The sequence below is a fragment of the Caulobacter sp. 17J80-11 genome (genome assembly GCF_014349105.1).
In the GTDB taxonomy this organism is placed as follows: domain Bacteria; phylum Pseudomonadota; class Alphaproteobacteria; order Caulobacterales; family Caulobacteraceae; genus 17J80-11.
This window is the reverse complement of record NZ_JACSJI010000021.1, coordinates 19,170-41,857: the sequence shown is the minus strand read 5'-3', so window position 1 is coordinate 41,857 and position 22,688 is coordinate 19,170. Positions and strand designations below refer to the sequence as shown.

Here is a 22,688-nt window from a genome sequence, read left to right as displayed (position 1 = left end):
GCCGCGGGCACGGCGGCCGACGTCAGATCGCCAACGCCGCCGCGGTGAGCTGATCCTCTTCGGCGGGGTGTCGCAAGCCCCGCCGGATCAGCCGGCGCGAGGCGGCCAGCGCCTGGGCGGCGGCTTCGCCGAGGCTGAGCTCGCGGTAGGAGGCCAGCCGGCCGATGAAGGTCGCGTCCCGCTGGGCCCGCGCCAGGGCGGCGTAGCGGCGGTGCAGGGCCAGGTTCTCAGGCGTCGGCACCGGATAGAACGGGTCGCCGGCGCCGCCGGGCTGTTCGTAGGTGATGCTGGTCTTCGGGTGCACCTGGCCGGTGAGGTGCTTGTGCTCGACGATGCGGCTCCAGGCGGTGTCCTCGGACGGAAACTCGACCACGGCGGCCGGCTGATGCCACTCCTGGTCCAGGGTCTCGTGGCGGAACCGCACCGAGCGGAACGGCAGTTCGCCGAACCGGTGCTCGAAATAGCCGTCCAGCGGGCCGGTGAAGACCAGGTGGTCGTAGACGACCTCGCGGCGCACGTCCTCGAACTCGACGTCGAGCTCCAGGTGGATGCCGTCGTGATCCAGCAGGTTCTCGAACATCAGCCCGAACCCCTTGGCCGGCACGGCCTGGAAGGTGTCGGTGAAATAGCGGTCGTCGTCCCCCAGCCGCACTTCGGCGCGGGCGGCGGCGCGCCTGTGCAGGGCGGAAGGATCGACGCCCCAGCGCTTGCGGGCCCAGCCGCGGAAGACGCTCTCGTAGAGCTCCGGTCCCAGCCGGGCCAGGGCCGCCGCCTCGGCGGTCCGGGGCGCGTGCGCGGGCGTCGTGCGCGCGGCCAGGAAGGCGGCCGCCTCCTGCTCGCCGGCCAGGTCGAGGCCGAACAGGGCGTTCAGGGCTGTGCGGTTGATCGGCGAGGGGACCAGCTTGCCGTCGGTGGAAGTCAGCACCCGCGGCGCGCAGGGCCGCCAGTCGGTGAAGCGCGACAGGTGGTGGAAGACGTCGGAGCGGTCGGTGTGCAGCACGTGCGCGCCGTACTTGCCGACCCGGATGCCGGCCGCGTCCAGGTGGTCGTAGGCGGTTCCGCCCAGGTGCGGGCGGCGGTCGATCAGCAGCACGCGCTTGCCGCCTTCGGCCGCCAGCCGTTCGGCCGCGACCGCGCCGGCCATGCCCGCGCCGACCACCAGCACGTCGTAGTGCGACCGGCGCGCCGACGGGCGCACGGCCGGGGCGGAGACGATCTCGCGCAGGAAGGGGGCCGAGACCGGGCGGCGGGCGGACACCACGCCTTCCACCAGCTCCGCCATGCGCGCGTGGGTGAGATCCCAGCAGCTTTCGGCCAGCGCCGTGTCGGCCGGCGCGCGCCAGGCGCCGCCGTCGGGTTCGGCCGACATGTCCAGCGCGGTCTGGCAGGCCTGGACGAACTTCTCCGGTGTGGCGGCGACGCGCACCGCCTCCAGTTCGCCCCAGTGGCGCACCAGGTCGACCAGCGGCGTGGCCACCACCGGTCGGCCGCCGGCGAGATACTCGGCCGTCTGCGGCGGGCAGGCGAAGCGGGCGGCCGCGCCGCGGGCGAAGGGGATCAGGCCCACGTCCCAGCCGGCCAGGTAGGCGGGCAGGTCGGCGTAGGGCTTCGCGCCGAGGTAGTGCAGGTTGGGCCGGCGCGGCAGCTCCTCGTCGGCCAGGCCGATCACCGGCCCGACCAGCACGATGTTCCACGCCGGACGGGCGTCGGCGACGGCGGCGAGCAGGCCGAGGTCCAGCCGCCGGTCGATCGCGCCGAACCAGCCCAGGCGCGGCCCGGGAATGGCCTGCTGGTCGGCCGGCTCGGGAAGCCCGCCACGCGCGGTCGCGAAGTGGGCGCGGTCGACGGCGGGCGGGAAGGGGTGGACGTCTCGGCGGCGCGCCTTCTTGGCCTCGAACAGGCTCCAGCCGCCGGCGAACACCAGGTCGGCCCGGCCCAAAAGCTCGCTCTCCAGCTCGCGCAGCTCGTCCTCGCCCAGGCGCGAGGCGGCGACCGGATGGGCGCAGTCGTAGATCACCGCCGCCGGGTCGCGATGGCGCGAGAACGGCAGCATGGTCGGCGTGCAGTACCAGAACACCGGGTCGGCCGGGACGTGCTGGTCCAGCAGTTCGTCCAGCAGTTGGCGCAGGATCACGTCGCGGCCCCAGCCGTCGAGGCCCGCGGGCAGGCGCGGGGTGGCCACCGAGACGCCCGGCGCGCCCGAGGCCATGTCCAGCGACGGGCCGCGGTCGGGATCGGCCGGCCGCGGCTCCTCGACCACGTAGACCGGGCGGTTGCGGGCGAAGCGGCTCATCAGATGGCCGGTGCGGCTCTGCACGCGGCCCCAGCGGAGATGGGTGAAGCAGATCAGCGGCGCGGCGCCCGGGGGGCACGCGTCGAGAGTTGGGACGTCATGGGCGGCCGGACGGGCGGATGACGTCGAATCGAGCCAGATCATGTTTTCTCAGCACGTCGCGGCCAGGATACTGGCGGCACAACACGGTCGAAGCCGGACCGGTTCCGCACTTGCGAACGGAAAGCGCTACTGTGCGAACGTCCTGAGAGATACTTTTCGAACCTCCCAGATCACTGCGACTCGTCTCCGAGTTGTCCAGAAAACGTCGTTAGGTAAGTTCTGGCCCGGGCGTTGAGAACTGCGGCTGTGGGATTCTGGTCTCAAAGGAACGGCTACGGCCAAGCGACGTTAAGCTGGACCGGACCTGCGCGTTAAGGCTTTGGTCGAGCTCTGGTATGGGTGCGACATGCAGGCTGCGGACTTCCGCATCGATTCGGGGCCGGACGGCGCGACCCTGGCCCTGACGGGCGACTGGACCGCGACGGCGCTCGGCGGGGCGACGGCGCGCCTGACCCGCGCGCTGCGCGGCCGCGCGCCGGGCGCTATCGACCTTCGCGAGCTCGGTCGCTTCGACACCGCCGGCGCCTTCGCCCTGCTGAAGGCCACCGGCGGCCATGTGGACCCCGCCGATTTCCGCGACCGTCCGGAAGCGGAGCAGATCCTCACCCTGGTCGCCGGCGTCGAGTGCCAGGCGCCGCCCCCGCGCCGGCGGCTGGACCCCGTTCAGGGCTCGCTGCAGAAGATCGGGCGCGGGGTCACCGACTTCGGCGCCGAGTTCTATCGCAACCTGGCCTTCAACGGGCGCCTGGGCCTTGTCGGCCTGCGCACCCTGGTCGATCCGCGCCGGATCCGCTGGGCCGCGTGGTTCAGCCTGGCCGAGCGCGCCGGACTGGACGCCATCCCGATCGTGGCGCTCACCACCTTCTTCATCGGCGCGGTGGTGGCCTTCCTCAGCGCCGACCTGCTGATGACCTTCGGGGCGTCGGTGTTCGCCGTCGAGCTGATCGGCATCGCCGTCCTGCGCGAGTTCTCGGTGGTCATCGCCGCCGTTCTCTTGGCCGGGCGCTCCGCCTCCAGCTTCGCCGCCGAGATCGGCGCGATGAAGATGAACCAGGAGGTCGACGCCATGAAGGTCATGGGCGTCGATCCGTTCGAGGCGCTGGTGATGCCGCGGGTGGCGGCCCTGCTGCTGATGACGCCGCTGCTGACCTTCGTGGGCGACGTGACCGGCCTGATCGGCGGCGCCCTGGTGGTCTGGGCCAAGCTGGACCTCAGCCCCGCCTTCTTCCTGCAGCGCATCGAGGAGAACGTGGGCGCCATGCACTTCTGGGTCGGCATGTCCAAGGCCCCGGTGTTCGCCCTGATCGTCGCGGCCATCGGCTGCCGCCAGGGCATGGCCGTGGGCGGCGACGTGGAATCGCTGGGCCGGCGGGTCACCTCGGCGGTCGTGCAGGCGATCTTCGCCATCATCGCCGTCGATGCGGTGTTCGCGCTCATCTACCTGGAGGCGGGGATTTGAGCGACCCCGGCCTCGATCCCGACGCGCCGCCGGTGGAGGTGCGCGGCCTGGTCAACCGTTTCGGCGATCAGGTCGTCCACAACGGCGTCGACCTGACGGTCGAGCGCGGCGAGGTGCTGGGCGTGGTCGGCGGCTCCGGCACCGGCAAGACCGTGCTGCTGAACAGCATTCTCGGCCTGCACCGGCCCGACGCCGGCGAAATCCGGGTGTTCGGCCGCGAGCTGTCGAGGCTGAAGGCGCGCGAACGCGCCGAGATCGAGGAGCGCTGGGGCGTGCTGTTCCAGCAGGGCGCGCTTTTCTCCGCCCTGACCGTGCGCGAGAACGTGGCCGCGCCGATGGCCGAGCACACCACCCTGCCGCGCGCCATGGCCGACGACCTGGCCGAGATGAAGATCGCTCTGGTCGGTCTCGGCCCGGAGGCGCTGCATCGCCGTCCGGCCGAGCTGTCGGGCGGCATGCGAAAACGCGTGGGCCTGGCCCGCGCCCTGGCGCTGGATCCGGACCTGCTGTTCCTGGACGAACCGACCGCCGGCCTCGACCCGATCGGGGCGGCGGCGTTCGACACGCTGATCCGCGAGCTGGCGACCAACCTGGGCCTGACGGTCTTCATGATCACCCACGACCTCGACAGCCTCTACGCGGTCTGCGACCGGGTGGCGGTGCTGGCCGACGGCAAGGTGGTCGCGGTGGCGCCGCCGCGTGAACTCGAACAATCGACCCATCCCTGGATCAGGGAGTATTTCTTGGGCCCGCGCGGCCGAGCCGCCGCACGCGCCGCAGGGGGAACCCGCTGATGGAAAGAAACGCCCACTACGCGGCGGTCGGCCTGGCCACGCTGGTGCTCCTCGTGGGCATGGCGCTGTTCGCCGTCTGGCTGGCGCGCTTCCAGTTCGCGCGCGACTACGACGTCTACGACGTGCTGTTCCACGGACCGGTGCGCGGCCTGTCGGAAGGCGGCGAGGTGCACTTCAACGGCATCAAGGTCGGCGAGGTGACCGACCTGAACCTCGATCCACGCAATCCGGACCGGGTGATCGCACGCGTGCGCATGACTTCCGACGTGCCGGTGAAGACCGACTCGCGCGCCCAGCTGGAGCCGCAGGGCATCACCGGCGTGAACTACATCCAGATCACCGCCGGCACGCCCGAGGCCAAGCTTCTGAAGGCGCTCTACCCCGAAAACGTGGTGCCGGTGATCCAGAGCCAGCCCAGCCCGATCAGCGAGCTCCTGACCGGGGGCGGCGACGTGCTGGCCCGCGCCATCGACGCGCTCAACCGCGTCAACCGGGTGCTGTCGGACGAGAACATCGCCGCCTTTTCCTCGACCATGGCCCATGCGCAATCGATCAGCGCCGAGTTGGACGAACGAAAGGCCGTGCTGGCCAAGGCCGAGGCGGCCATCGAAAAGGCCGGCGTCGCCGCCGACGAGTTCGCCGCCCTGGCCAAGTCGGGCCGCAGCCTGACCGACGGGGAGGGCAAGCGCGCCCTGGCCAACATCGAAAGCGCCGCGGCTGAGATCAACGCGGCGGCCAAGGACATCCGCGCGGTCACGGCCAAGCTGGAAGGCCCGACCACGGAGTTCGCGACGACCGGCCTGCCCCAGATGACCGCTGCGGCGACGTCGCTGCAGGAGGCGGCCGACACCCTCAACCGTCTGGCCTCCGAAGCGCAGGCCAGCCCGCAGACGCTGATCAGCAAGGCTCCGGCCAAGGAAAAAGAGGTGCCGCGGTGATGAAGAAGCTTTCCCTGCTGGCCCTCGCCGCGGCGTCGGCCGGCCTGGCCGGCTGCGTCAGCCTGCTGCCGAAATCCGAGCCGGTGCAGCTCTACCGCCTGTCGCCGCCCGCCGCGGCGGCGCAGGCCGGCGGCGCGCCCGAGGCGGCCCGCATCGACGTGGCCCTGGCCCCGACCGAGTTTCCGCGGGCGGCGGCCGGTGACCGGATCCTGACCTTCACCGGGCCGGAAGCCGCCTACATCGCCGACGCCCGCTGGGTCGCCCCGGCGCAGATTCTGTTCGTCGAGGCGCTGGACGGCGCCTTTTCGAACCAGGCGCGCAACGTGCGCCTGCAGGCCGGCCGCGGCGAGCACGGCGCGCCGCTGATCCTGGATCTCGACGTGCGCGAGTTCGCGGCCCGCTACGACAACGGCGCCAACGCCGCGCCGACCATCGTGCTGTCCATGGACGCCAAGCTGGTCCGCTTCCCGGACCGCAAGCTGATCGGCGAGCGCACCATCCGCGTCGAGCAACGGGCGAACGAGAACCGGGTGCGGGCGATCGTGCCGGCCTATCAGGCGGCGATGGACCAGGCGCTGGGCGAACTGGTCGGCTGGACCGACGCGACCGCGACCGCAGGCGCGGCGGCGGCCCAGCGCTAGGGCAGGGGAGAGACTCAGCCGGGGCGGCGCACCGTCTCGGCGGTCTGCTCCATCCGCGCCTCGGTTTCGGCGCGGCGGGCGCGGCCTTCCTCCAGCTCGGCGAGCGGCGCCCGCGCGGCCTTCAGGACCGTGGCCTTAGTTTCGGCCAGCGAGACCTGGTCGGGGCGCATGCGCCGGCCGCGGCGAACACCCACCAGGCCCAGCAGTTCGGCCCAGTCGGCGCGCCAGGCGGCGAGCGCCCTGGCGGCCTCGCCCAGGCGGTCGGCCAGCGGCGCGTCGACGTTCTGCACCACCCGCACCAGCGGCAGTTGTCCCACCGCAGCCGCGCGCACGGCGTCCAGTTCGGTCAGGCGCCGGCTCAGACGGCCCACGCGTTCGGGATCGCGCGCCGGGGCGACTTCCGCCACCGCCGCCCCTTCGGCCGCCGGCGCCGGCGCCGCCAACGCCTTGGCGGCTTCGGTCAGGCCGGCGCGCCCGGCGTCGAGATAGGCGTCGAGCTCGAGGATGAAGGTCTTGGCCTGGTCGTGCAGGGCGTTCAGCGCCTTGACCTTGTGGGCCAGGCGTTCGGCCCGCTCCTTCAGGTCGCCTTCCAGGCCCTCGATCATCGCCGCGGCTTCTTCGAAGCCTGCGCGGAACTTCTTCAGGCGGCCGGCGTGGCTGGCGAACAGGCCGCGCGCCTCCAGCGTGGAGGCGTCCAGGGCCTCGATGGTCTTCGCGGCGCGCTGCAGGATCTCGGCGGATTCCGCCACGTCGCGGCCGCGCACCTCGGCCAGCAGCCGCTCCGTGCTGGCGGTGACCTCGCGCCGCGCGCGCTCGCCGAACAGCACCACCGCTTCGGCGTCGTTCAGGTCCAGGCTGTTGCGGATCGCCGCCACCCGCGAAGCGTCGGCGGCGCGCAACACGTCAGGTTTCGGCGCGGTCGCCACAGACATCTTCAGCCTCCCGTGCCGCCGGCCGTCGCCGACCGGCGGTGTCCCCGGGGCGATTATGCCAGCGTTTTTAACGTTTCGGAAACCGTAAAGGCGGCTTCCGTTTTCGCCGCCACTTCGTCCAGCGTCACGCCGGGGGCCAGCTCGATCAACTCGAGGCCGCCGCCGTTCGGCTTCACGTCGAACACGGCCAGGTCGGTGACGATGCGGTTGACCACGCCCGCGCCGGTCAGCGGCAGGGTGCAGCGCTTCAGCACCTTGGACTGGCCGTGCTTGTTGGCGTGTTCCATGACCACGACCACGCGCTTGACGCCGGCCACCAGGTCCATGGCCCCGCCCATGCCCTTCACGAGCTTGCCCGGGATCATCCAGTTGGCGATGTCCCCGTTCTCGGCCACTTCCATCGCGCCCAGGATCGACAGGTCGATGTGGCCGCCGCGGATCATGGCGAAGCTGTCGGCCGACGAGAAATAGACGCTCTCCGGCAGCTCGGTGATGGTCTGCTTGCCGGCGTTGATCAGGTCGGCGTCCTCATCCCCCTCGTAGGGGAAGGGGCCCATGCCCAGCATGCCGTTTTCCGACTGCAGGGTGACGGTCATGCCCTTGGGGATGTAGTTGGCCACCAGGGTCGGAATGCCGATGCCCAGGTTGACGTAGAAGCCGTCGCGCAGCTCCTTGGCGGCCCTTTCGGCCAGTTGGTCGCGCGTCCAGGGCATCAGGCCGTCTCCCGCTTGCGCACGGTGCGCTGCTCGATCCGCTTTTCGAAGGTGCTCTTCACGATCCGGTCGACGTAGATGCCGGGCGTGTGGATCTGGTCGGGCTCGAGCGAGCCGGTCGGCACGATCTCCTCGACCTCGACCACGGTGGTCTTGCCCGCCGTCGCCATCATCGGGTTGAAGTTCCGCGCGGTTTTGCGGAACACCAGGTTGCCGGCCTCGTCGGCCTTCCAGGCCTTCACGATGGCCAGATCGGCGACCAGGCCGGTCTCCATCACGTACTTGCGGCCGTTGAACTCGCGCACTTCCTTGCCTTCGGCGACCAGCGTGCCGACGCCGGTGGCCGTGAAGAAGGCCGGGATGCCCGCGCCGCCCGCGCGGATGCGCTCGGCCAGCGTGCCCTGCGGGTTGAACTCCAGCTCGAGCTCGCCGGACAGGTACTGGCGCTCGAACTCCTTGTTCTCGCCGACGTAGGACGAGACCATCTTCTTGATCTGCTTGGTCCACAGCAGCAGGCCGAGACCGAAGTCGTCCACGCCCGCGTTGTTGGAGATGACCGTCAGCCCCTTCACGCCCGACTCGCGCAGGCCGAGGATCAGGTTTTCGGGAATGCCGCAGAGCCCGAAACCGCCGGACATGACGGTCATGCCGTCGAACACCAGGCCGTCGAGCGCCGCCTTGGCGTCGGGGTACACCTTACGCATCGTGGATCTTTCTCCTGCGCCGCCCGCTGTCCTTAGGGAAAGCCATCCCGCCGCGCAACATGCTGCACTGCGAAGAACGAACACGATCATGGATCGACGGTGTCCGCGCTTGCCGGGACGCGCGCGCGCCCCTAGTGAGTTGGAGACGAACTTGGAGCCGCACCCCCGTGGGCAAGACCGTCTGCATCATCGAGGACGACGAACTGGTCCGCGCCCGCCTGGCCGACGTGCTGAGGGCCACGGGACACGACGTGTTCGAGGCGGACTCGGCCGAGCGGGGGATCGAGCTGATCCGCACCCGCAAGGCGGACGTGGCGGTGGTGGACATTCTGATGCCCGACCGCGACGGGCTGGAGGCGATCGGCCAGCTGCGCCGCACGCGTCCGGATCTGCGGATCGTGGCCATTTCGGGCGGGGGACGTGTGGGGCCGCAGATCTATCTGGATCTGGCCCGCCAGATCGGCGCCGACGCCAGCCTGACCAAGCCGATCTCCGAGGCGGACCTTGAGGCCGCGGTGACCGGCGATGCAGCGGCACCCCGCACCTGATCGCTCCCGCGCGCCGGGAGCCCGCGCCGCCGCCGTTCTCGGCGTCGTGCTCGCGGCCTTCCTGACCGCCACCGGCGTCTGGCTGTTTCACGAACTCGAGCAGGCCCGCGCGCTGAAGAACGCGCTGCACGCCGACATCGAGCACCGGCGCGTGCTCGGCGAAGCGCAGCAGTATCTGGAGAGCGCCGAAAGCGCCGAGCTCAACTACGCCCTGACCGGCCAGCCGGCCTTCCGACGCGAGTTCGAGGTCAAGGCTGAGCACCTGGTCGCCCACTGGCGCACCCTGGCCACGAGCCTCGCCGCAGAGCCGGCGCAAAAGCAGCGCCTCGACGCCCTGCACGCCCTGGTCACCGAGCGGCTGGAGAACATGCGCGAGGTCATGCGCCTGCGCGACCAGCAGGGCCAGCCGGCCGCCCAACGCTCGGTCGCGAGCGGCGCGGGCGAGGACCTGATGCGGCGCACCCGGGCGGGCATGGACGCCATCACCCAGGTCGAAGATGCGACCATCACCCGGGGCCTGCGCGAGCAGAGCCGCAGCGCCGACCGGATCGAGTGGATCGTGGTGGTCCAGTTCCTGGGCCTGGGCGTCGGCGCGGCGGTCATCGTCTTCCTGGTCCGCCGCTATGAACGCACCCGCAAGGCGCTGCTGTACTCGATCGAGAGCCAGTACGAGCGCCAGCGCGCGGTGTTCGACGCCGCCACCGACGGCATCCTGCTGGTCACTCAGGAAGGCGTGATCGAGAACGCAAACCCGGCGGCCGAGCGGCTGTTCGGCTATGACGAGGGCGAGCTGGACGGCGTCGACACCCGTCGAATCCGGCCGCCGCACGAGGGCGACGAGGCGCTCAGCATCCTGTGGTCGGCCGAGAACGTCGGACGCGGCGGCTACCGCCGCGACGTCACCGGCCAGCGCAAGGACGGCTCGACCTTCCCGATGGAGGTGTCGGTCACCTACGCCCACCTGCCCGAGGGCGAGCGCGCGGTGATCTTCATCCGCGACATCTCCAGCCGCCGCGAGGTCGAGCGCCTGAAGGACGAGTTCGTCTCGACCGTCAGCCACGAGCTGCGCACGCCCCTGACCTCGATCGCCGGCTCGCTGGGCCTGGTCGCCGGCGGCGCCGCGGGTCCTTTGCCGGAGAAAGCCGCTCGCCTGATCGGCATCGCCCAGTCCAACAGCCAGCGGCTGGTGCGCCTGATCAACGACATGCTGGACCTGGAGAAGCTGGAGTCCGGCACCCTGCCGTTCCTGATGGCGCCGATCGACCTGGCCGAGACCGCCACCCGCGCCATCGACGCCATGCGCGGCTACGCCGACCAGTTCGGGGTCGAACTGGCGCTGGAGCCCGGTCCGTCGGTCAAGGTGCGGGCCGACTCCGACCGCCTGGTGCAGATCCTCAACAACCTGATCTCCAACGCGGTGAAGTACTCGCCCCGCGGCGACGCCGTGCGCGTGAAGGTGGCGCGCGAGGGCGGCAAGGCGCGGGTCAGCGTGGTCGACGCCGGGCCGGGCATTCCGGCCGCCTTCCGCGACCGCATCTTCACCCGCTTCGCACAGGCCGATGCGTCGGACGCCCGCGGCAAGGGCGGCACGGGCCTGGGCCTGCACATCGCCAAGGGCATCGCCGAGCGCCACGGCGGGCGGCTGTGGTTCGAGAGCCCCGAGGGCGGCGGCACCGCCTTCCACCTCGACCTTCCGGCCCTGGACGACGTGCCCGAGCAGCCGCGCGACCGCGTGCTGCTGGTCGAGGACGACGCCCTGGCCTCGGCCATGCTGCAGGCGACGCTGGAGGACGAGGGGCTGAAGGTCGACACCGCCGACACCCTGGCCGACGCCCGCAAGATCCTGGCCGACGGCCGCCACGGCGCCCTGGTGCTGGACCTGCGCCTGCCCGACGGCGACGGCATGGACCTGGTGCGCGAGCTGCGCACCCGGCCCGAGACCCGCGGCATGCCCGTGGTGATCGTCTCCGGCGAGAGCGCGCGGGGCCGCGCCCGCGACGTGCGCGCGCTGGAGGTGACCGACTGGATCGAGAAACCGGTCGACCCTGACCGGCTGGCCGACCTGGTGCGCAACACCGTCGGCCAGGCCGCGCCCGGCGCGACCGTGGTGCTGCACGTTGACGACGACCCCGACATCCGCGAGATCGTGGCCACGGCGCTTCGCGACTGCTGCGAGGTGCTGTCCGTGGCCGGCCTGGCCGAGGCGCGCGCCTGCCTGGCCGAGCGCAAGCCCGACCTGGTGATCCTCGACCTCGAACTGCAGGACGGCTCGGGCCTGGACCTGCTGCCCGAGCTGAAGGACGAGGACGACAAGCCGATTCCGGTGGTGGTGTTCTCCGCCCAGGACACCTCGGGCGATCTCAGCGCGTCGGTTGCGGCCGTGCTGGTCAAGTCGCGGACCTCGCTGGCCGACCTGGTCAGCGCGGTTCATGACGTGGTCCGGGAGGAGGGCTCCGAGTGAAGATCCTCTACGTCGACGACGAGCCGGACATCCGCGACGTTGCGGTGATGGCGCTGGAGATCGACCCGGACCTCGAGGTCAAGTCGGCCTCCTCCGGCGGCGAGGCCCTGTCCATGCTGGACGAGAGCGGCTACCGCCCCGACGTCGTGTTGCTGGACGTGATGATGCCGGTGATGGACGGCCCGGCCGTGCTGGAGGCCCTGCGCAAGCGCCCGGAACACGCCGAGACCCCGGTCGTTTTCATCACCGCGCGCGCCCAGGCCCATGAGACGGCGCGCTTTCTGTCGCTGGGAGCGGTCGGCGTGATCACCAAGCCCTTCGACCCCATGACGCTGGCCCTCGAACTGCGCGCCATCCTGTCGCGCGCCGCCGGGTGAGCGAGCTCGAGGACCGGTTCGAAGCTTTGAAGCGGCGGTTCGCGGCGCGCTGCGTTGAGGACCTGCCGGTGATCGAACGCGCCCTGGCCGACCCGAAGGCGGTCTCGGCCGAAGACCTGCGCTTCGTCGTCCACCGCCTGTCCGGCGCCGCCGGCACCTTCGGCTTCGCCGAGCTCAGCGCCGCCGCCGGCGAAGCCGACGACCTGCTGGTCGCCGACAAGTCCGTGCCGCCGGACGTGCTGGGCCGTGTGGTGGAGCTGACCGGGGCGGTGGTGCGGGCGTGCGGGTGAGGGCGGGCCCGAAATCCTCGTCCTTCGACAAGCTCAGGATGAGGATTTCTACGGCGCTCTGAGTAGCCATCATCCTGAGCTTGTCGAAGGACGAGGGCGGCTGCTCAGCCCGCCGCCACCGTCTTCATGGACACGCTCGGGTCGGCCAGCTTGGCGACGTCCACCGGCGTGCGCCTGGCGATGAGCTGCTTGCCGGCCATGAACTCGGGCGGGGCGTTGACCGCCTCGACCGCCAGCACGCGCTCGCCGGCCAGGTGGAAGACGGCGAACTTCGCCTCGGCCGGATCGCCGCGCACGACCAGCCGGTCGTCGCCGATCGCCAGGCCGGCCATCTGGAGCTTCAGGTCGTACTGGTCCGACCAGAACCACGGCACCTCGCTAGCCGGGGCCGCGTGGCCGGCGATGGCGGCGGCGGCCTGCTTGGCCTGCTCCAGCGCGTTGGGCACGCTCTCCAGCCGCGCGCGGGCCTCGTAGAGGGGCAGGGGGCGGCGGGTGCAGTCGCCGATCGCGAAGATCGCCGGATCCGACGTGCGCGCCTCCAGGTCGACGACGATCCCGCCGTCGCAGGTCAGGCCGGCGCTGCGCGCCAGGGCGTCGTTGGCGGCGGCGCCGATGCCGACCAGCACCGCTTCGCCCATCACCGCCCGGCCGTCGGCCAGGCGCACGGCGCGTCCCTGCGCCTCGATGGCGGTCACCGCCGCGCCGGTCAGGATCTCGACGCCCCTGGACCGGTGGTAGGCTTCGAAGAACTTCGACAGCGGCTCGGAGGCGACCCGCGCCATCACCCGCGCCTCACGCTCCACCACGACCGCCTCGCAGCCGAGCGCGCGGGCCGAGGCCGCGACCTCCAGGCCGACATAGCCGGCGCCCACCACGATCAGCCGCGCGCCCGGCGTCAGTCGCGCCTTGAGCTTGTCGGCGTCGGCGGCGGTGCGCAGCTCCAGCAGGGCGGGGTGGTCGCCGCCCGGGACCGGCAGCTTATGGGTCACCGAGCCGGTGGCCAGCACCAGCTGGTCGTAGGAGACCGGTTCGCCGTTCGAGAGGCGCACCAGCTTCAGCCGCCGGTCGATCTCGACCACGCGCTCGCCCAGCCGCAGGTCGACCCCGGCCTCGGCGTAGAACTCCGAGGGGCGCAGCAGCAGGCTGTCGAAATCCGCCTCGCCCTTCAGCCAGGCCTTCGACAGCGGCGGGCGCTGGTAGGGGACCAGCGGCTCCTCGCCGATCAGGACGATTTCGCCCTCGAAGCCGAACTGGCGCAGGAAGGCCGCGACCGACCCGCCGGCGTGGCCGGCTCCGACGACGACGACCCGGCTCAAGCGGCCAGCTCCGGCAGCTCAGGCTCGATCCCGGCCGCGCGGCACGCCGAGGTGTAGGTGTTGAGCAGCAGGCAGGCGATGGTCATCGGCCCGACGCCGCCCGGCACCGGGGTGACCGCGCCGGCCACCGCGGCGGCCTCCTTGAAGTCGACGTCGCCGACCACGCGGGTCTTGCCCTCGGCCGCCTTCACCGGGTCGAGCGAGGGCACGCGGTTGATGCCGACGTCGATCACCGTCGCGCCCGGCTTGATCCAGTCGGCCTTGACCATCTCGGGGCGGCCGACGGCGGCGACCAGGATGTCGGCCTCGCGGCAGACCGCCGGCAGGTCCCTGGTGCGCGAGTGGGCGATCGTCACCGTGCAGCTCTCGCCCAGCAGCAGCTGGGCCATCGGCTTGCCGACGATGTTGGAGCGGCCGATCACCACCGCGCGCTTGCCGGTCAGGTCGCCGTGCAGGTCCTTCAGCAGCATCAGGCAGCCCAGCGGGGTGCAAGGCACCAGGCCCGGCAGGCCGGCGGCCAGGCGGCCGACGTTGATGATGTGGAAGCCGTCGACATCCTTGTCCGGGTCGATGGCGGCCAGCACCTTGGTGGCGTCGATGTGCGCCGGCAGCGGCAGCTGCACCAGGATGCCGTGAATGTGCGGGTCGCCGTTCAGGGCGTCGATCAGCGACAGCAGCTGTTCCTCGGTGGTCGAGGCGTCCAGCCGGTGGGTGTCGGAGCGCATGCCCGCTTCGTGGGTCTGCTCGCCCTTGTTGCGCACGTAGATCTGGCTGGCCGGATCCTCGCCGACGATCACGACGGCCAGGCCGGGCTGCAGGTTATGGCGGAGCTTCAGGGTTTCCACGGCGCGGGCGATGCGGGCGCGCAGCGCCGCGGCGTAGGCCTTGCCGTCGATGACGCGGGCGGTGGGGGCGGTGTCGGACATGCGCCGGGTATAGCGGGCCGGGCGCGTTCGGAAAACGCCAAGATGCTGGGCCGTGTGGCGTCCGCCGCGGCCGACGTCGTGAATCTTTTGTTCACCAAATCGGATTCGGATGATTCGCATGTCACGTGAGTGCGAACCGTCCGACGTAGAGCTTCTGGGCGCCAGCCTGCTCCTTCTCGAGGAGCTGGGCGAGGCCGCCCTCAGCCGTCACAGCCACACCCTGGACTGGGCGCTCAGCGGCCTGGGCCTGGACGCCGCCAACGACCGCAGTCCGGGGGAAATGCTGGCGGCGTTCGTCACCCTGGCACGCACTCGGGTGGCCGACCGGGCGTTCGAGGCCGCCATGGCGGCGGGGGCGATGGCCTAGGCGGTAGCCCGATTCTGGAGCGTCGTCATTTGGCGGCGCTCTGTACGGGAGGTGGCGGCGGCGTGCCTACGGCCGGAACGCCGCGATCTCGGCGACAAGCGTCTTGAGAAGTCCCTGCATGGCCTCGGCCTTGGCCGGGTCGAAGGTCTCCGGCGTCGCCTCGTGCATGTAGGCGGCCTGGACCAGTTCGAACTGGACGGCGTGCACGCCCTCGGCCGGCTTGCCGTAGTTGCGGGTGGTCCAGCCGCCCTTGAAGCGTCCGTTCACCACCCAGGTGAAGGCGTCTTGAGCCCCGAGCACGCCCGCCAGACGCTCGGTCAGGGCGGGCGAGGCGCTGGCCCCGTCAGCGGTGCCGACGTTGACGTCGGGCAGGCGGCCTTCGAACAGCATCGGAATCTCGGCCCGGATCGAATGGGCGTCGAGCAGCAGGGCGTAGCCGTGCTTCGCCTTAGTCGCCTCCAGCGCCGCCGAGAGCTGGGCGTGGTAGGGCCGCCAGTAGGTCTCCAGCCGCCGCGCCGTTTCCGCCTGGTCCGGCTCGCGGTCGGCCTGGTAAAGCGGCTCGCCGTCGAAGGTGGTCATGGGCAACAGGCCGGTCTCGAACCGCCCCGGATAGAGCGGGGTGTTCTCCGGCGCGCGGTTCAGGTCGACCACGGTGCGCGAGTGGGTGGCGATCACCGTGGTGACGTCGGCCTCGTCGAGGAAGCCGTACAGCTTGTCGATGTGCCAGTCGGTGTCGAGCACCCGCCGCCCCAGGTCCGTGAGGCCCTCGGCGATGTCCGGCGGCACGTGGGTGCCGACATGCGGCATGGCCACGACCAGCGGGCCGGAACCCTCACGGAAGCGGAACGGCGGGACGCTCATGGATCAGGACTCCGAAGGCAGCAGGGCGCCGGCGATGGAGCGGAACCAGCCGGACCGCACGATCGCCGAGGCGCGCTCGATGTCGGGGGCGAAGTAGCGATCCTGCTCGTACGGCGCCACCTGCGAGCGGACTTCGGCGTGGGTCCGCTCGACCGGGGCGGAGCTGCGCAGCGGCCGCAGGAAGTCCAGACCCTGGGCGGCCGACAGCAGTTCGATCGCCACCACGCCGGCGGCGTTGTCGGCCATGTCGAGCAGCCGGCGCGCGCCGTGGGCGGCCATGGACACGTGGTCCTCCTGGTTGGCCGAGGTCGGCACCGTGTCGACCACCGCCGGGTGGGCCAGCATCTTGTTTTCCGACACCAGGGCGGCGGCGGTGACCTGGGCGATCATGAAGCCGGAGTTCAGCCCGCTCTCACGCACCAGGAAAGCCGGCAGGCCGCTCATCTTCGGGTCGACCAGGATCGAGGTCCGGCGCTCGGAGATGTTGCCGATCTCGCAGAGCGCCATGGCGATCATGTCGGCGGCGAAAGCCACCGGCTCGGCGTGGAAGTTGCCGCCCGACAGCACTTCGCCGGTGTCGGCGAACACCAGCGGGTTGTCGGTCACGCCGCAGGCCTCGGTCTCCAGCATGCGGGCGGCCGAGCGCAGCACGTCCAGCACCGCGCCCATCACCTGCGGCTGGCAGCGCAGCGAGTAGGGATCCTGCACCTTGCCGCACTCGTGACGGTGCGACTCGCGGATTTCCGAGCCGGCGATCAGGCCGCGCAGCATGGCCGCGACGTCGATCTGGCCGGGCTGGCCGCGCAGGGCGTGGATGCGCGGATCGAACGGGGTGTCCGAGCCCTTCAGCGCGTCGACCGACATGGCGCCGGCGGCGAGCGCCGCGGCGAACACGTCCTCGGCCGCGAACAGGCCGGCCAGGGCCACGGCGGTGGAGAACTGGGTGCCGTTCAAGAGCGCCAGGCCTTCCTTCGGGCCCAGCACCATCGGCTTCAGGCCGGCGATCGCGAGAGCTTCGACGGCCGGCAGGATGCGGCCGTTCACGCGCGCCTCGCCCCAGCCGATCAGCACCGCCGACAGGTGGGCCAGCGGCGCCAGGTCGCCCGAGGCGCCGACCGAGCCCTTGGCCGGGATGCAGGGATAGACTTCCGCATCCAGCAGCGCCTTGAGCGCCAGCACCGTCTCGCGCCGCACGCCCGAGGCGCCGCGCGACAGCGAGGCCATCTTCAGCACCGTCATCAGCCGCACGATGGCGTCGGGCAGCAGGGCGCCGACGCCGCAGGCGTGGCTCAGCACCAGGTTCTTCTGCAGGGTCTCCAGGTCTTCGCGGGCGATGCGGGTGTTGGCCAGCAGGCCGAAGCCCGTGTTGATGCCGTACACCGTCGCGCCGCTGTCGATGATGTTCGCCACCGCCGCCGCGCCGGCGTCGAGCGCGCCCAGCGCGGAGGGGGCGATCTCGACGCGGACCGGGGCGACCAGAACCTGGCGCAGCTGGGCCAGCGAGAGGGAGCCGGCCCCCAGGGTGATCACGTTGGCCATGCTCAGCCCTCCAGCGACGGCAGTTTCAGGCCCTGCTCGCGGGCGCATTGCTTGGCGATGTCGTAGCCGGCGTCGGCGTGGCGCATCACGCCGGTGCCGGGATCGTTCCACAGCACGCGTTCCAGCCGCTTGGCCGCTTCCGGGGTGCCGTCGGCGACGATGACCACGCCCGAGTGCTGGGAGTAGCCCATGCCCACGCCGCCGCCATGGTGCAGCGACACCCAGGTGGCGCCGCCGGCGGTGTTCAGCAGGGCGTTCAGCAGCGGCCAGTCGGAGACGGCGTCCGAGCCGTCCATCATGGCTTCGGTCTCGCGGTTGGGGCTGGCGACCGAACCGCTGTCCAGGTGGTCGCGGCCGATCACGACCGGGCCCTTCAGCTCGCCCGAGGCGACCATCTCGTTGAACATCAGGCCGGCGCGGTGACGGTCGCCCAGGCCGATCCAGCAGATGCGCGCGGGCAGGCCCTGGAAGGCGATCCGCTCCTTGGCCATGTCCAGCCACTGGTGCAGGTGCTTGTTCTCGGGGAACAGCTTCTTCATGGCCGCGTCGGTCTTGTAGATGTCCTCCGGATCGCCGGAGAGGGCGGCCCAGCGGAACGGGCCGACGCCGCGGCAGAACAGTGGGCGGATGTAGGCCGGCACGAAGCCCGGGAAGTCGAAGGCGTGCTCCAGGCCCTCGTCCTTGGCCACCTGGCGGATGTTGTTGCCGTAGTCCAGCGTCGGGATCCCCGCCTTCCAGAAGTCCAGCATGGCCTGCACGTGGGCGACGATCGACTTGCGCGCGGCCTTCTCGACGGCGGCAGGATCAGAAACGCGCTTCTCTTCCCACTCGGCGACGGTCCAGCCGGCCGGCAGGTAGCCGTTGACCAGGTCGTGGGCGCTGGTCTGGTCGGTGACGATGTCGGGGCGCACGCCGCGCTTGACCAGCTCGGGCAGGATCTCGGCGGCGTTGCCGAGCAGGCCGACCGACAACGGCTTCTTGGCCTTCACGCTCTCGTCGATCAGGCGCAGGGCCTCGTCGAGGTCCTCCACCGCGACGTCGAGGTAGCGGGTCTCAAGGCGCTTTTCGAGGCGCGAACGCTGGCACTCGATCGCCAGGCACGAGGCGCCGGCCATGGTCGCGGCCAGGGTCTGGGCGCCGCCCATGCCGCCGAGGCCCGCGGTCAGGATCCACTTGCCCGACAGGTCGCCGCCGTAGTGCTGGCGGCCCGCCTCGACGAAGGTCTCGTAGGTGCCCTGAACGATGCCCTGGGTGCCGATGTAGATCCACGAGCCGGCCGTCATCTGGCCGTACATCATGAGCCCCTTGCGATCGAGCTCGTTGAAGTGGGCCCAGTCGGCCCACTTGGGCACCAGGTTGGAGTTGGCGATCAGCACGCGCGGGGCGTCCGGATGGGTACGGAAGATCCCGACCGGCTTGCCCGACTGGACCAGCAGGCTCTCGTCGGCCTCCAGCGTCTTCAGCGAGGCGACGATGCGGTCGAAGGCCTCCCAGTTGCGGGCCGCCTTGCCAATGCCGCCGTAGACCACCAGGTCTTCCGGCCGCTCGGCCACCTCGGGGTCGAGGTTGTTCATCAGCATGCGGAGCGCGGCTTCCGCGCCCCAGGTCTTGCAGCTCATCTCCGGGCCGCGCGGGGCCCGGACGGTGCGGACGTTGCCGAGGGTCTTGGTCATGCTCATTCCTTAGTCGGCCGCGAGCCGGCGCACGGTTTCGGCGTAGGCGCGGGCGGTCTGTTCGGATTGCGGGTGGCGGCCGGCGTCGGTGACGCGGCGGCCCTTGATCCAGGTCTCGCGGATCGGCGAGGGCCCGGCGTTCGAAACGAAGACGAAGCTGTCGATCAGGGCGTCGCCCGAGCGGCCGCCGATCAGCGGCGCGTCGGCGTCCAGCACCACGAAGTCGGCCAGCTTGGCCGGCGCGATCGCACCCGTCGGCGCGCCGCCGCCCCGGTCGTCGGCCGTGGCCGCGTCCAGCCACAGGCGCGCGCCCGGATAGGGCTGCGAGGGCGTGGCGGCCAGGCCGCGCTTACGGTGACGCAGGCGCCGCGCGTACTCGAACCAGCGCAGCTCCTCGCGCGGGTCGATGGAGACGTGGCTGTCGGTGCCGATCCCGAAGGCGCCGCCGGCCGCGAACCAGCCGTCGACGTCGAAGAAGCCGTCGCCGAGGTTGCCCTCGGTGGTCGGGCAGACCACCGCCACCGCGCCGCTCTCGGCCGTGCGGCGGGTCTCCTCTGGAGTCATGTGAGTGGCGTGCACCAGCCGCCAGCGGTCGTCGAGGCCGACATTGTCCAGCAGCCACTCGACCGGGCGGGCGCCCGACCAGGCCAGGCAGTCGTCGACCTCCTTGGTCTGCTCGGCCACGTGGATATGGACGGGCAGGGTGGCCGGCACGGTCTTCAGCACCTCGGCGATCTGCTCGGGCGTGGCGGCGCGAAGGCTGTGGACGCTGACGCCCAGGTCGAAATCCTCGCGCGCCGCCTCGACGCCCAGCGCCTCGATCTGCGCCAGGTAGGCGTCGGTCGACTGGATGAAGCGGCGCTGGCCGTGCTTGGGCGGCTGGCCGCCGAAGTTGCTGTGCGAATAGAGCACCGGCACCAGGGTCAGCGCGATGCCGGCGGTCTTGGCCGCGCGGATGTGGGCGCGGGCGGTCTCCAGCGGGTCGGCGTAGGCCCTGCCGTCGGCGTCGTTGTGGACGTAGTGGAACTCGCAGACCCGGGAATAGCCGGCCTCGACCATCTCGACGTAGAGCCGGGCGGCCACCGCCTCCAGGTCCTCCGGCGTCATCCGGTCGAGGAAGCGGTACATCACCTCGCGCCAGGACCAGAAGTCGTCGCCCTCGGCCCCGCGCCGCTCGCCCAGGCCCGCCATGCCGCGCTGGAAGGCGTGGCTGTGCAGGTTGGGGACGGCGGGCAGGATCGGGCCGGGCAGGCGGGTCGCGCCGTCCGGGCTCGCGCCCTCGGTGACGGCGGTGATCAGGCCGCGCTCGTCGACCTCGATCAGCACGTTCTCGGCCCAGCCGTGCGGCAGGCGGGCTTGCGGCGCGAACAGACGCATTCGGGAATCCAGCTTGTATAGGCAAGTTTCAGGCTAGCGGCGCGCGAGACGTGGTGCAAGCGGTCAGCCCCAATAACATTCGTCACCCTCGGGCTTGTCCCGAGGGCCCAGGGTGGCGGCTGCACGGCATTCGCAGCTTGAGCGTCCGCGTGTCTCCTCGCCCGTGGAAGCGGCGGATCGCTGGGCCCTCGGGACGAGCCCGATGGGGACGACGATGGGAAGGTCGCTTGCACTCCGTTGCTCGGTCCGCTTGTATAGGCAGGTTGTCCATGGAGTCGCTTCGGTTGCGCGAACCCACCTCCAGCCTGCAGGGCGAAATCCGCGCCTTCGTGCTCGGGAAGATCGTCGGCGGCGAATGGGCCCCCGGCGCGCGGGTGCCGTCGGAGACCGAACTGGTCGCCCGGTTCGGGACCAGCCGGATGACCGTCCACCACGCCCTCAAGGCGCTGACCGCCGAAGGGTATCTGCGCCGGGTGAAGGGGCTGGGCACCTTCGTGGCGCCGCCGCGGGCGCACGTGCTGCACGCCCGGCTGACCGACGTCGCCGACGAGATCGCCGAGCGGGGCGGACGCCACCGCTGCGAGGTGCTGGACCATGACGTGCGCTGCGCCTCGGCCGCCGAGGCGGCCCTGTTCCAGCTGCCGCCGGGCGAGCGCCTGCTGCACGCGCGCCTTCTTCACTTCGAGAACGACACGCCGCTGCAGATCGAGGACCGCCTGATCGACCCGGCCCGGGTGCCGGGCGTCGAGGACCTGGATCCGGCGGCCGAAAGCTATTTCGCCTTCCTGATGGGCAAGGTCCCGTATCCGGCTGGCCGCGCCGTGGTGCGCGCGGTGATGCCGCCGATGGAGACGCGTTTCCTTTTGCGCATGGGCCCCGAGGAGCCGGCGCTGGAGGTCGAGCGGGTCACCCGCGCGCCCGACGGGGCTGTATTGACCGTGGCGCGCCTGATCTATCCGGGCACGCGTTACGTGCTGTCGGGCGAGATCGCCCCGCCGGTCGGTCGCGCCGGAGATATTGCCGGAGACGACGAATGACCTACGACCGCCTGCTGATCGACTGCCGCGCCGCCACCATGGTCCCGGGCGCGCCCTACGGGGCCATCGACAAGGCCGCCGCGCTGATCCGCGACGGGAAGATCGCCTGGATCGGCCCGCAGGCCGAGCTGCCGGTCGACGTGAAGGCGCGCCAGACCGATCGGCTGGACGGGCGCTGGATCACGCCGGGCCTGATCGACTGCCACACGCACCTGGTGTTCGGCGGCGACCGCGCCGACGAGTTCGAGATGCGCCTGAAGGGCGCCACCTACGAGGAGATCGCCCGGGCCGGCGGCGGCATCGTCTCCACCGTCAACAAGACCCGCGGCGCCTCCCAGCCGGAGCTGCTGGACGAGGCGCTGGCGCGTCTGGACGGCCTGAAGCGCGACGGCGTCACCACGGTCGAGATCAAGAGCGGCTACGGCCTTGAGCACGAGGCCGAGCTGAAGATGCTGCGCGTCGCCCGCGAGGTCGGCCGCGTCGGTGGGGTGCGGGTGTCGACCAGCTACCTCGGCCTGCACGCGCTGCCGCCGGAGTATAGGCAAGACCGCACGACCTACGTCGACCTGGCGATCGACGAGATCCTGCCGGCCGCGCACGCGGAAGGCCTGGTCGACGTGGTCGACGCTTATTGCGAGCCGATCGCCTTCAGCGCCGAAGAGGTCGCGCGGCTGTTCGGAAAGGCCCGCGCGCTGGGCCTGCCGGTGAAGCTGCACGCCGACCAGCTGTCCGACGGCGGCGGCGCGGCCCTGGCCGCCCGCTACGGCGCCCTGTCGGCCGACCACGTCGAGCACACGTCGGAGGAGGGCGTCCGTGCGATGGCCGCCGCCGGCGTCGTCGCCGTCCTGCTGCCGGGCGCCTTCACCATTCTGCGCGAGAAAACCCCGCCGCCGATCGAGGCCTTCCGCAAGGCCGGGGTGGTCATGGCGGTGGCCAGCGACTGCAACCCCGGCACCTCGCCGGTGGCCTCGCTGCAGACCTGCCTGACCCTGGCCTGCGTGCAGTTCCGCCTGACCCCGGAAGAGGCGCTGGCCGGCGCCACCCGCCACGCCGCCAAGGCGTTGGGGCTGCAGGCTGAGATCGGCACGCTGGGGGCCGGCAAGGCGGCCGACGTCGCGGTCTGGAATATCGAGACCCCGGCCGAGCTCAGCTACTGGATCGGCAAGCCGCTGTTGGATCGCGCGTATCTGGCGGGCGAGCCGCGCGCCTGACAGAAAAGATCGTCACCCTCGGGCTTGTCCCGAGGGCCCAGCCGTCCGTCGCACGACGCGGGCCGACGATCGCCCCCCTGCCGCCTGAACCCTGGGCCCTCGGGACAAGCCCGAGGGTGACGACGTGGG

Annotated in this window: 21 protein-coding genes and 1 pseudogene; 12 read left to right on the top strand and 10 right to left on the bottom strand. The window is 71.3% G+C overall.

The window, feature by feature from the left end; translation table 11 throughout:
* Positions 1–22 precede the first annotated feature (22 nt).
* Positions 23–2,437 carry a UDP-galactopyranose mutase gene (locus H8B08_RS17095; RefSeq protein ID WP_222934559.1) on the bottom strand — a complete coding sequence of 805 codons (2,415 nt, stop codon included), beginning with the start codon at positions 2,435–2,437 and terminating at the stop codon, positions 23–25.
* Between the two features lie 304 nt (positions 2,438–2,741).
* Here H8B08_RS17095 and H8B08_RS17090 point away from each other — a divergent pair, with 304 nt between their 5' ends.
* The 4 genes from H8B08_RS17090 to H8B08_RS17075 are packed head-to-tail and all read left to right on the top strand — an operon-like array spanning position 2,742 to position 6,227.
* On the top strand, positions 2,742–3,854 hold the full coding sequence (locus H8B08_RS17090; RefSeq protein ID WP_187451403.1) for an ABC transporter permease: 1,113 nt from the start codon (positions 2,742–2,744) through the stop codon (positions 3,852–3,854).
* Positions 3,851–4,648 (top strand): ABC transporter ATP-binding protein, encoded by a 798-nt coding sequence (locus H8B08_RS17085; RefSeq protein ID WP_187451402.1) that lies wholly within the window; start codon positions 3,851–3,853, stop codon positions 4,646–4,648. The genes H8B08_RS17090 and H8B08_RS17085 overlap by 4 nt, the downstream gene beginning before the upstream one ends.
* Positions 4,648–5,586: an MlaD family protein gene (locus tag H8B08_RS17080; protein ID WP_187451401.1), complete on the top strand. Its 939-nt coding sequence runs from the start codon at positions 4,648–4,650 to the stop codon at positions 5,584–5,586. The genes H8B08_RS17085 and H8B08_RS17080 overlap by 1 nt, the downstream gene beginning before the upstream one ends.
* Positions 5,586–6,227 carry an ABC-type transport auxiliary lipoprotein family protein gene (locus tag H8B08_RS17075; RefSeq protein ID WP_163263129.1) on the top strand — a complete coding sequence of 214 codons (642 nt, stop codon included), beginning with the start codon at positions 5,586–5,588 and terminating at the stop codon, positions 6,225–6,227. The genes H8B08_RS17080 and H8B08_RS17075 overlap by 1 nt, the downstream gene beginning before the upstream one ends.
* 14 nt (positions 6,228–6,241) lie before the next feature.
* On the opposite strand, the gene H8B08_RS17070 is transcribed toward H8B08_RS17075, so the two are convergent.
* The 3 genes from H8B08_RS17070 to H8B08_RS17060 are packed head-to-tail and all read right to left on the bottom strand — an operon-like array spanning position 6,242 to position 8,576.
* On the bottom strand, positions 6,242–7,159 hold the full coding sequence (locus tag H8B08_RS17070; RefSeq protein ID WP_187451400.1) for a toxic anion resistance protein: 918 nt from the start codon (positions 7,157–7,159) through the stop codon (positions 6,242–6,244).
* A gap of 53 nt (positions 7,160–7,212) precedes the next feature.
* Positions 7,213–7,872, bottom strand: coding sequence for a 3-oxoacid CoA-transferase subunit B (locus tag H8B08_RS17065; protein ID WP_187451399.1), 660 nt, complete (start codon positions 7,870–7,872; stop codon positions 7,213–7,215).
* Entirely contained in the window at positions 7,872–8,576 is a 705-nt protein-coding gene (locus H8B08_RS17060) for a CoA transferase subunit A (protein WP_187451398.1), read from the bottom strand. Before H8B08_RS17060 ends, H8B08_RS17065 begins: the two co-directional genes overlap by 1 nt.
* Positions 8,577–8,743: 167 nt before the next feature.
* Here H8B08_RS17060 and H8B08_RS17055 point away from each other — a divergent pair, with 167 nt between their 5' ends.
* From H8B08_RS17055 to H8B08_RS19390, 5 genes and pseudogenes are all read left to right on the top strand, one after another.
* Positions 8,744–9,124, top strand: a complete 381-nt coding sequence (locus H8B08_RS17055) for a response regulator (protein ID WP_187451397.1) — start codon at positions 8,744–8,746, stop codon at positions 9,122–9,124.
* Positions 9,102–11,585: a response regulator gene (locus tag H8B08_RS17050; protein WP_187451396.1), complete on the top strand. Its 2,484-nt coding sequence runs from the start codon at positions 9,102–9,104 to the stop codon at positions 11,583–11,585. The genes H8B08_RS17055 and H8B08_RS17050 overlap by 23 nt, the downstream gene beginning before the upstream one ends.
* Complete coding sequence (locus H8B08_RS17045) at positions 11,582–11,962, top strand: response regulator (RefSeq protein ID WP_187451395.1); 381 nt, start codon at positions 11,582–11,584, stop codon at positions 11,960–11,962. The genes H8B08_RS17050 and H8B08_RS17045 overlap by 4 nt, the downstream gene beginning before the upstream one ends.
* Positions 11,959–12,252, top strand: a complete 294-nt coding sequence (locus H8B08_RS17040; RefSeq protein WP_187451394.1) for an Hpt domain-containing protein — start codon at positions 11,959–11,961, stop codon at positions 12,250–12,252. The genes H8B08_RS17045 and H8B08_RS17040 overlap by 4 nt, the downstream gene beginning before the upstream one ends.
* A 13-nt stretch (positions 12,253–12,265) precedes the next feature.
* Positions 12,266–12,358: pseudogene (locus H8B08_RS19390) on the top strand (hypothetical protein); the annotation flags it as partial.
* Here H8B08_RS19390 and H8B08_RS17035 read toward each other — a convergent pair.
* Positions 12,357–13,568, bottom strand: a complete 1,212-nt coding sequence (locus H8B08_RS17035) for an NAD(P)/FAD-dependent oxidoreductase (RefSeq protein ID WP_187451393.1) — start codon at positions 13,566–13,568, stop codon at positions 12,357–12,359. The pseudogene H8B08_RS19390 and the gene H8B08_RS17035 sit on opposite strands and share 2 nt — an antisense overlap.
* Entirely contained in the window at positions 13,565–14,494 is a 930-nt protein-coding gene (folD, locus tag H8B08_RS17030) for a bifunctional methylenetetrahydrofolate dehydrogenase/methenyltetrahydrofolate cyclohydrolase FolD (RefSeq protein ID WP_187451392.1), read from the bottom strand. The genes H8B08_RS17035 and folD overlap by 4 nt, the downstream gene beginning before the upstream one ends.
* Positions 14,495–14,612: 118 nt before the next feature.
* Here folD and H8B08_RS17025 point away from each other — a divergent pair, with 118 nt between their 5' ends.
* Positions 14,613–14,861: a hypothetical protein gene (locus tag H8B08_RS17025; protein WP_187451391.1), complete on the top strand. Its 249-nt coding sequence runs from the start codon at positions 14,613–14,615 to the stop codon at positions 14,859–14,861.
* Between the two features lie 66 nt (positions 14,862–14,927).
* Here the strand turns inward: H8B08_RS17025 and hutG are convergent, their stop codons facing one another.
* The 4 genes from hutG to H8B08_RS17005 are packed head-to-tail and all read right to left on the bottom strand — an operon-like array spanning position 14,928 to position 20,311.
* A complete protein-coding gene (gene hutG, locus H8B08_RS17020) occupies positions 14,928–15,722 on the bottom strand; it encodes an N-formylglutamate deformylase (RefSeq protein WP_187451390.1) in 795 nt (264 codons plus the stop codon).
* Between the two features lie 3 nt (positions 15,723–15,725).
* Positions 15,726–17,261 carry a histidine ammonia-lyase gene (hutH, locus tag H8B08_RS17015; protein WP_187451389.1) on the bottom strand — a complete coding sequence of 512 codons (1,536 nt, stop codon included), beginning with the start codon at positions 17,259–17,261 and terminating at the stop codon, positions 15,726–15,728.
* Between the two features lie 2 nt (positions 17,262–17,263).
* Positions 17,264–18,934: a urocanate hydratase gene (gene hutU / locus H8B08_RS17010; protein ID WP_187451388.1), complete on the bottom strand. Its 1,671-nt coding sequence runs from the start codon at positions 18,932–18,934 to the stop codon at positions 17,264–17,266.
* A gap of 9 nt (positions 18,935–18,943) precedes the next feature.
* Positions 18,944–20,311, bottom strand: a complete 1,368-nt coding sequence (locus H8B08_RS17005; RefSeq protein WP_187451387.1) for a formimidoylglutamate deiminase — start codon at positions 20,309–20,311, stop codon at positions 18,944–18,946.
* A gap of 284 nt (positions 20,312–20,595) precedes the next feature.
* Here H8B08_RS17005 and H8B08_RS17000 point away from each other — a divergent pair, with 284 nt between their 5' ends.
* Positions 20,596–21,348 carry a UTRA domain-containing protein gene (locus H8B08_RS17000; protein WP_187451386.1) on the top strand — a complete coding sequence of 251 codons (753 nt, stop codon included), beginning with the start codon at positions 20,596–20,598 and terminating at the stop codon, positions 21,346–21,348.
* The gene (gene hutI, locus H8B08_RS16995; RefSeq protein WP_187451385.1) at positions 21,345–22,559 is read left to right on the top strand and encodes an imidazolonepropionase; all 1,215 of its coding nucleotides are present in this window, start codon (positions 21,345–21,347) and stop codon (positions 22,557–22,559) included. Before H8B08_RS17000 ends, hutI begins: the two co-directional genes overlap by 4 nt.
* The last annotated feature ends 129 nt before the right edge of the window (positions 22,560–22,688 follow it).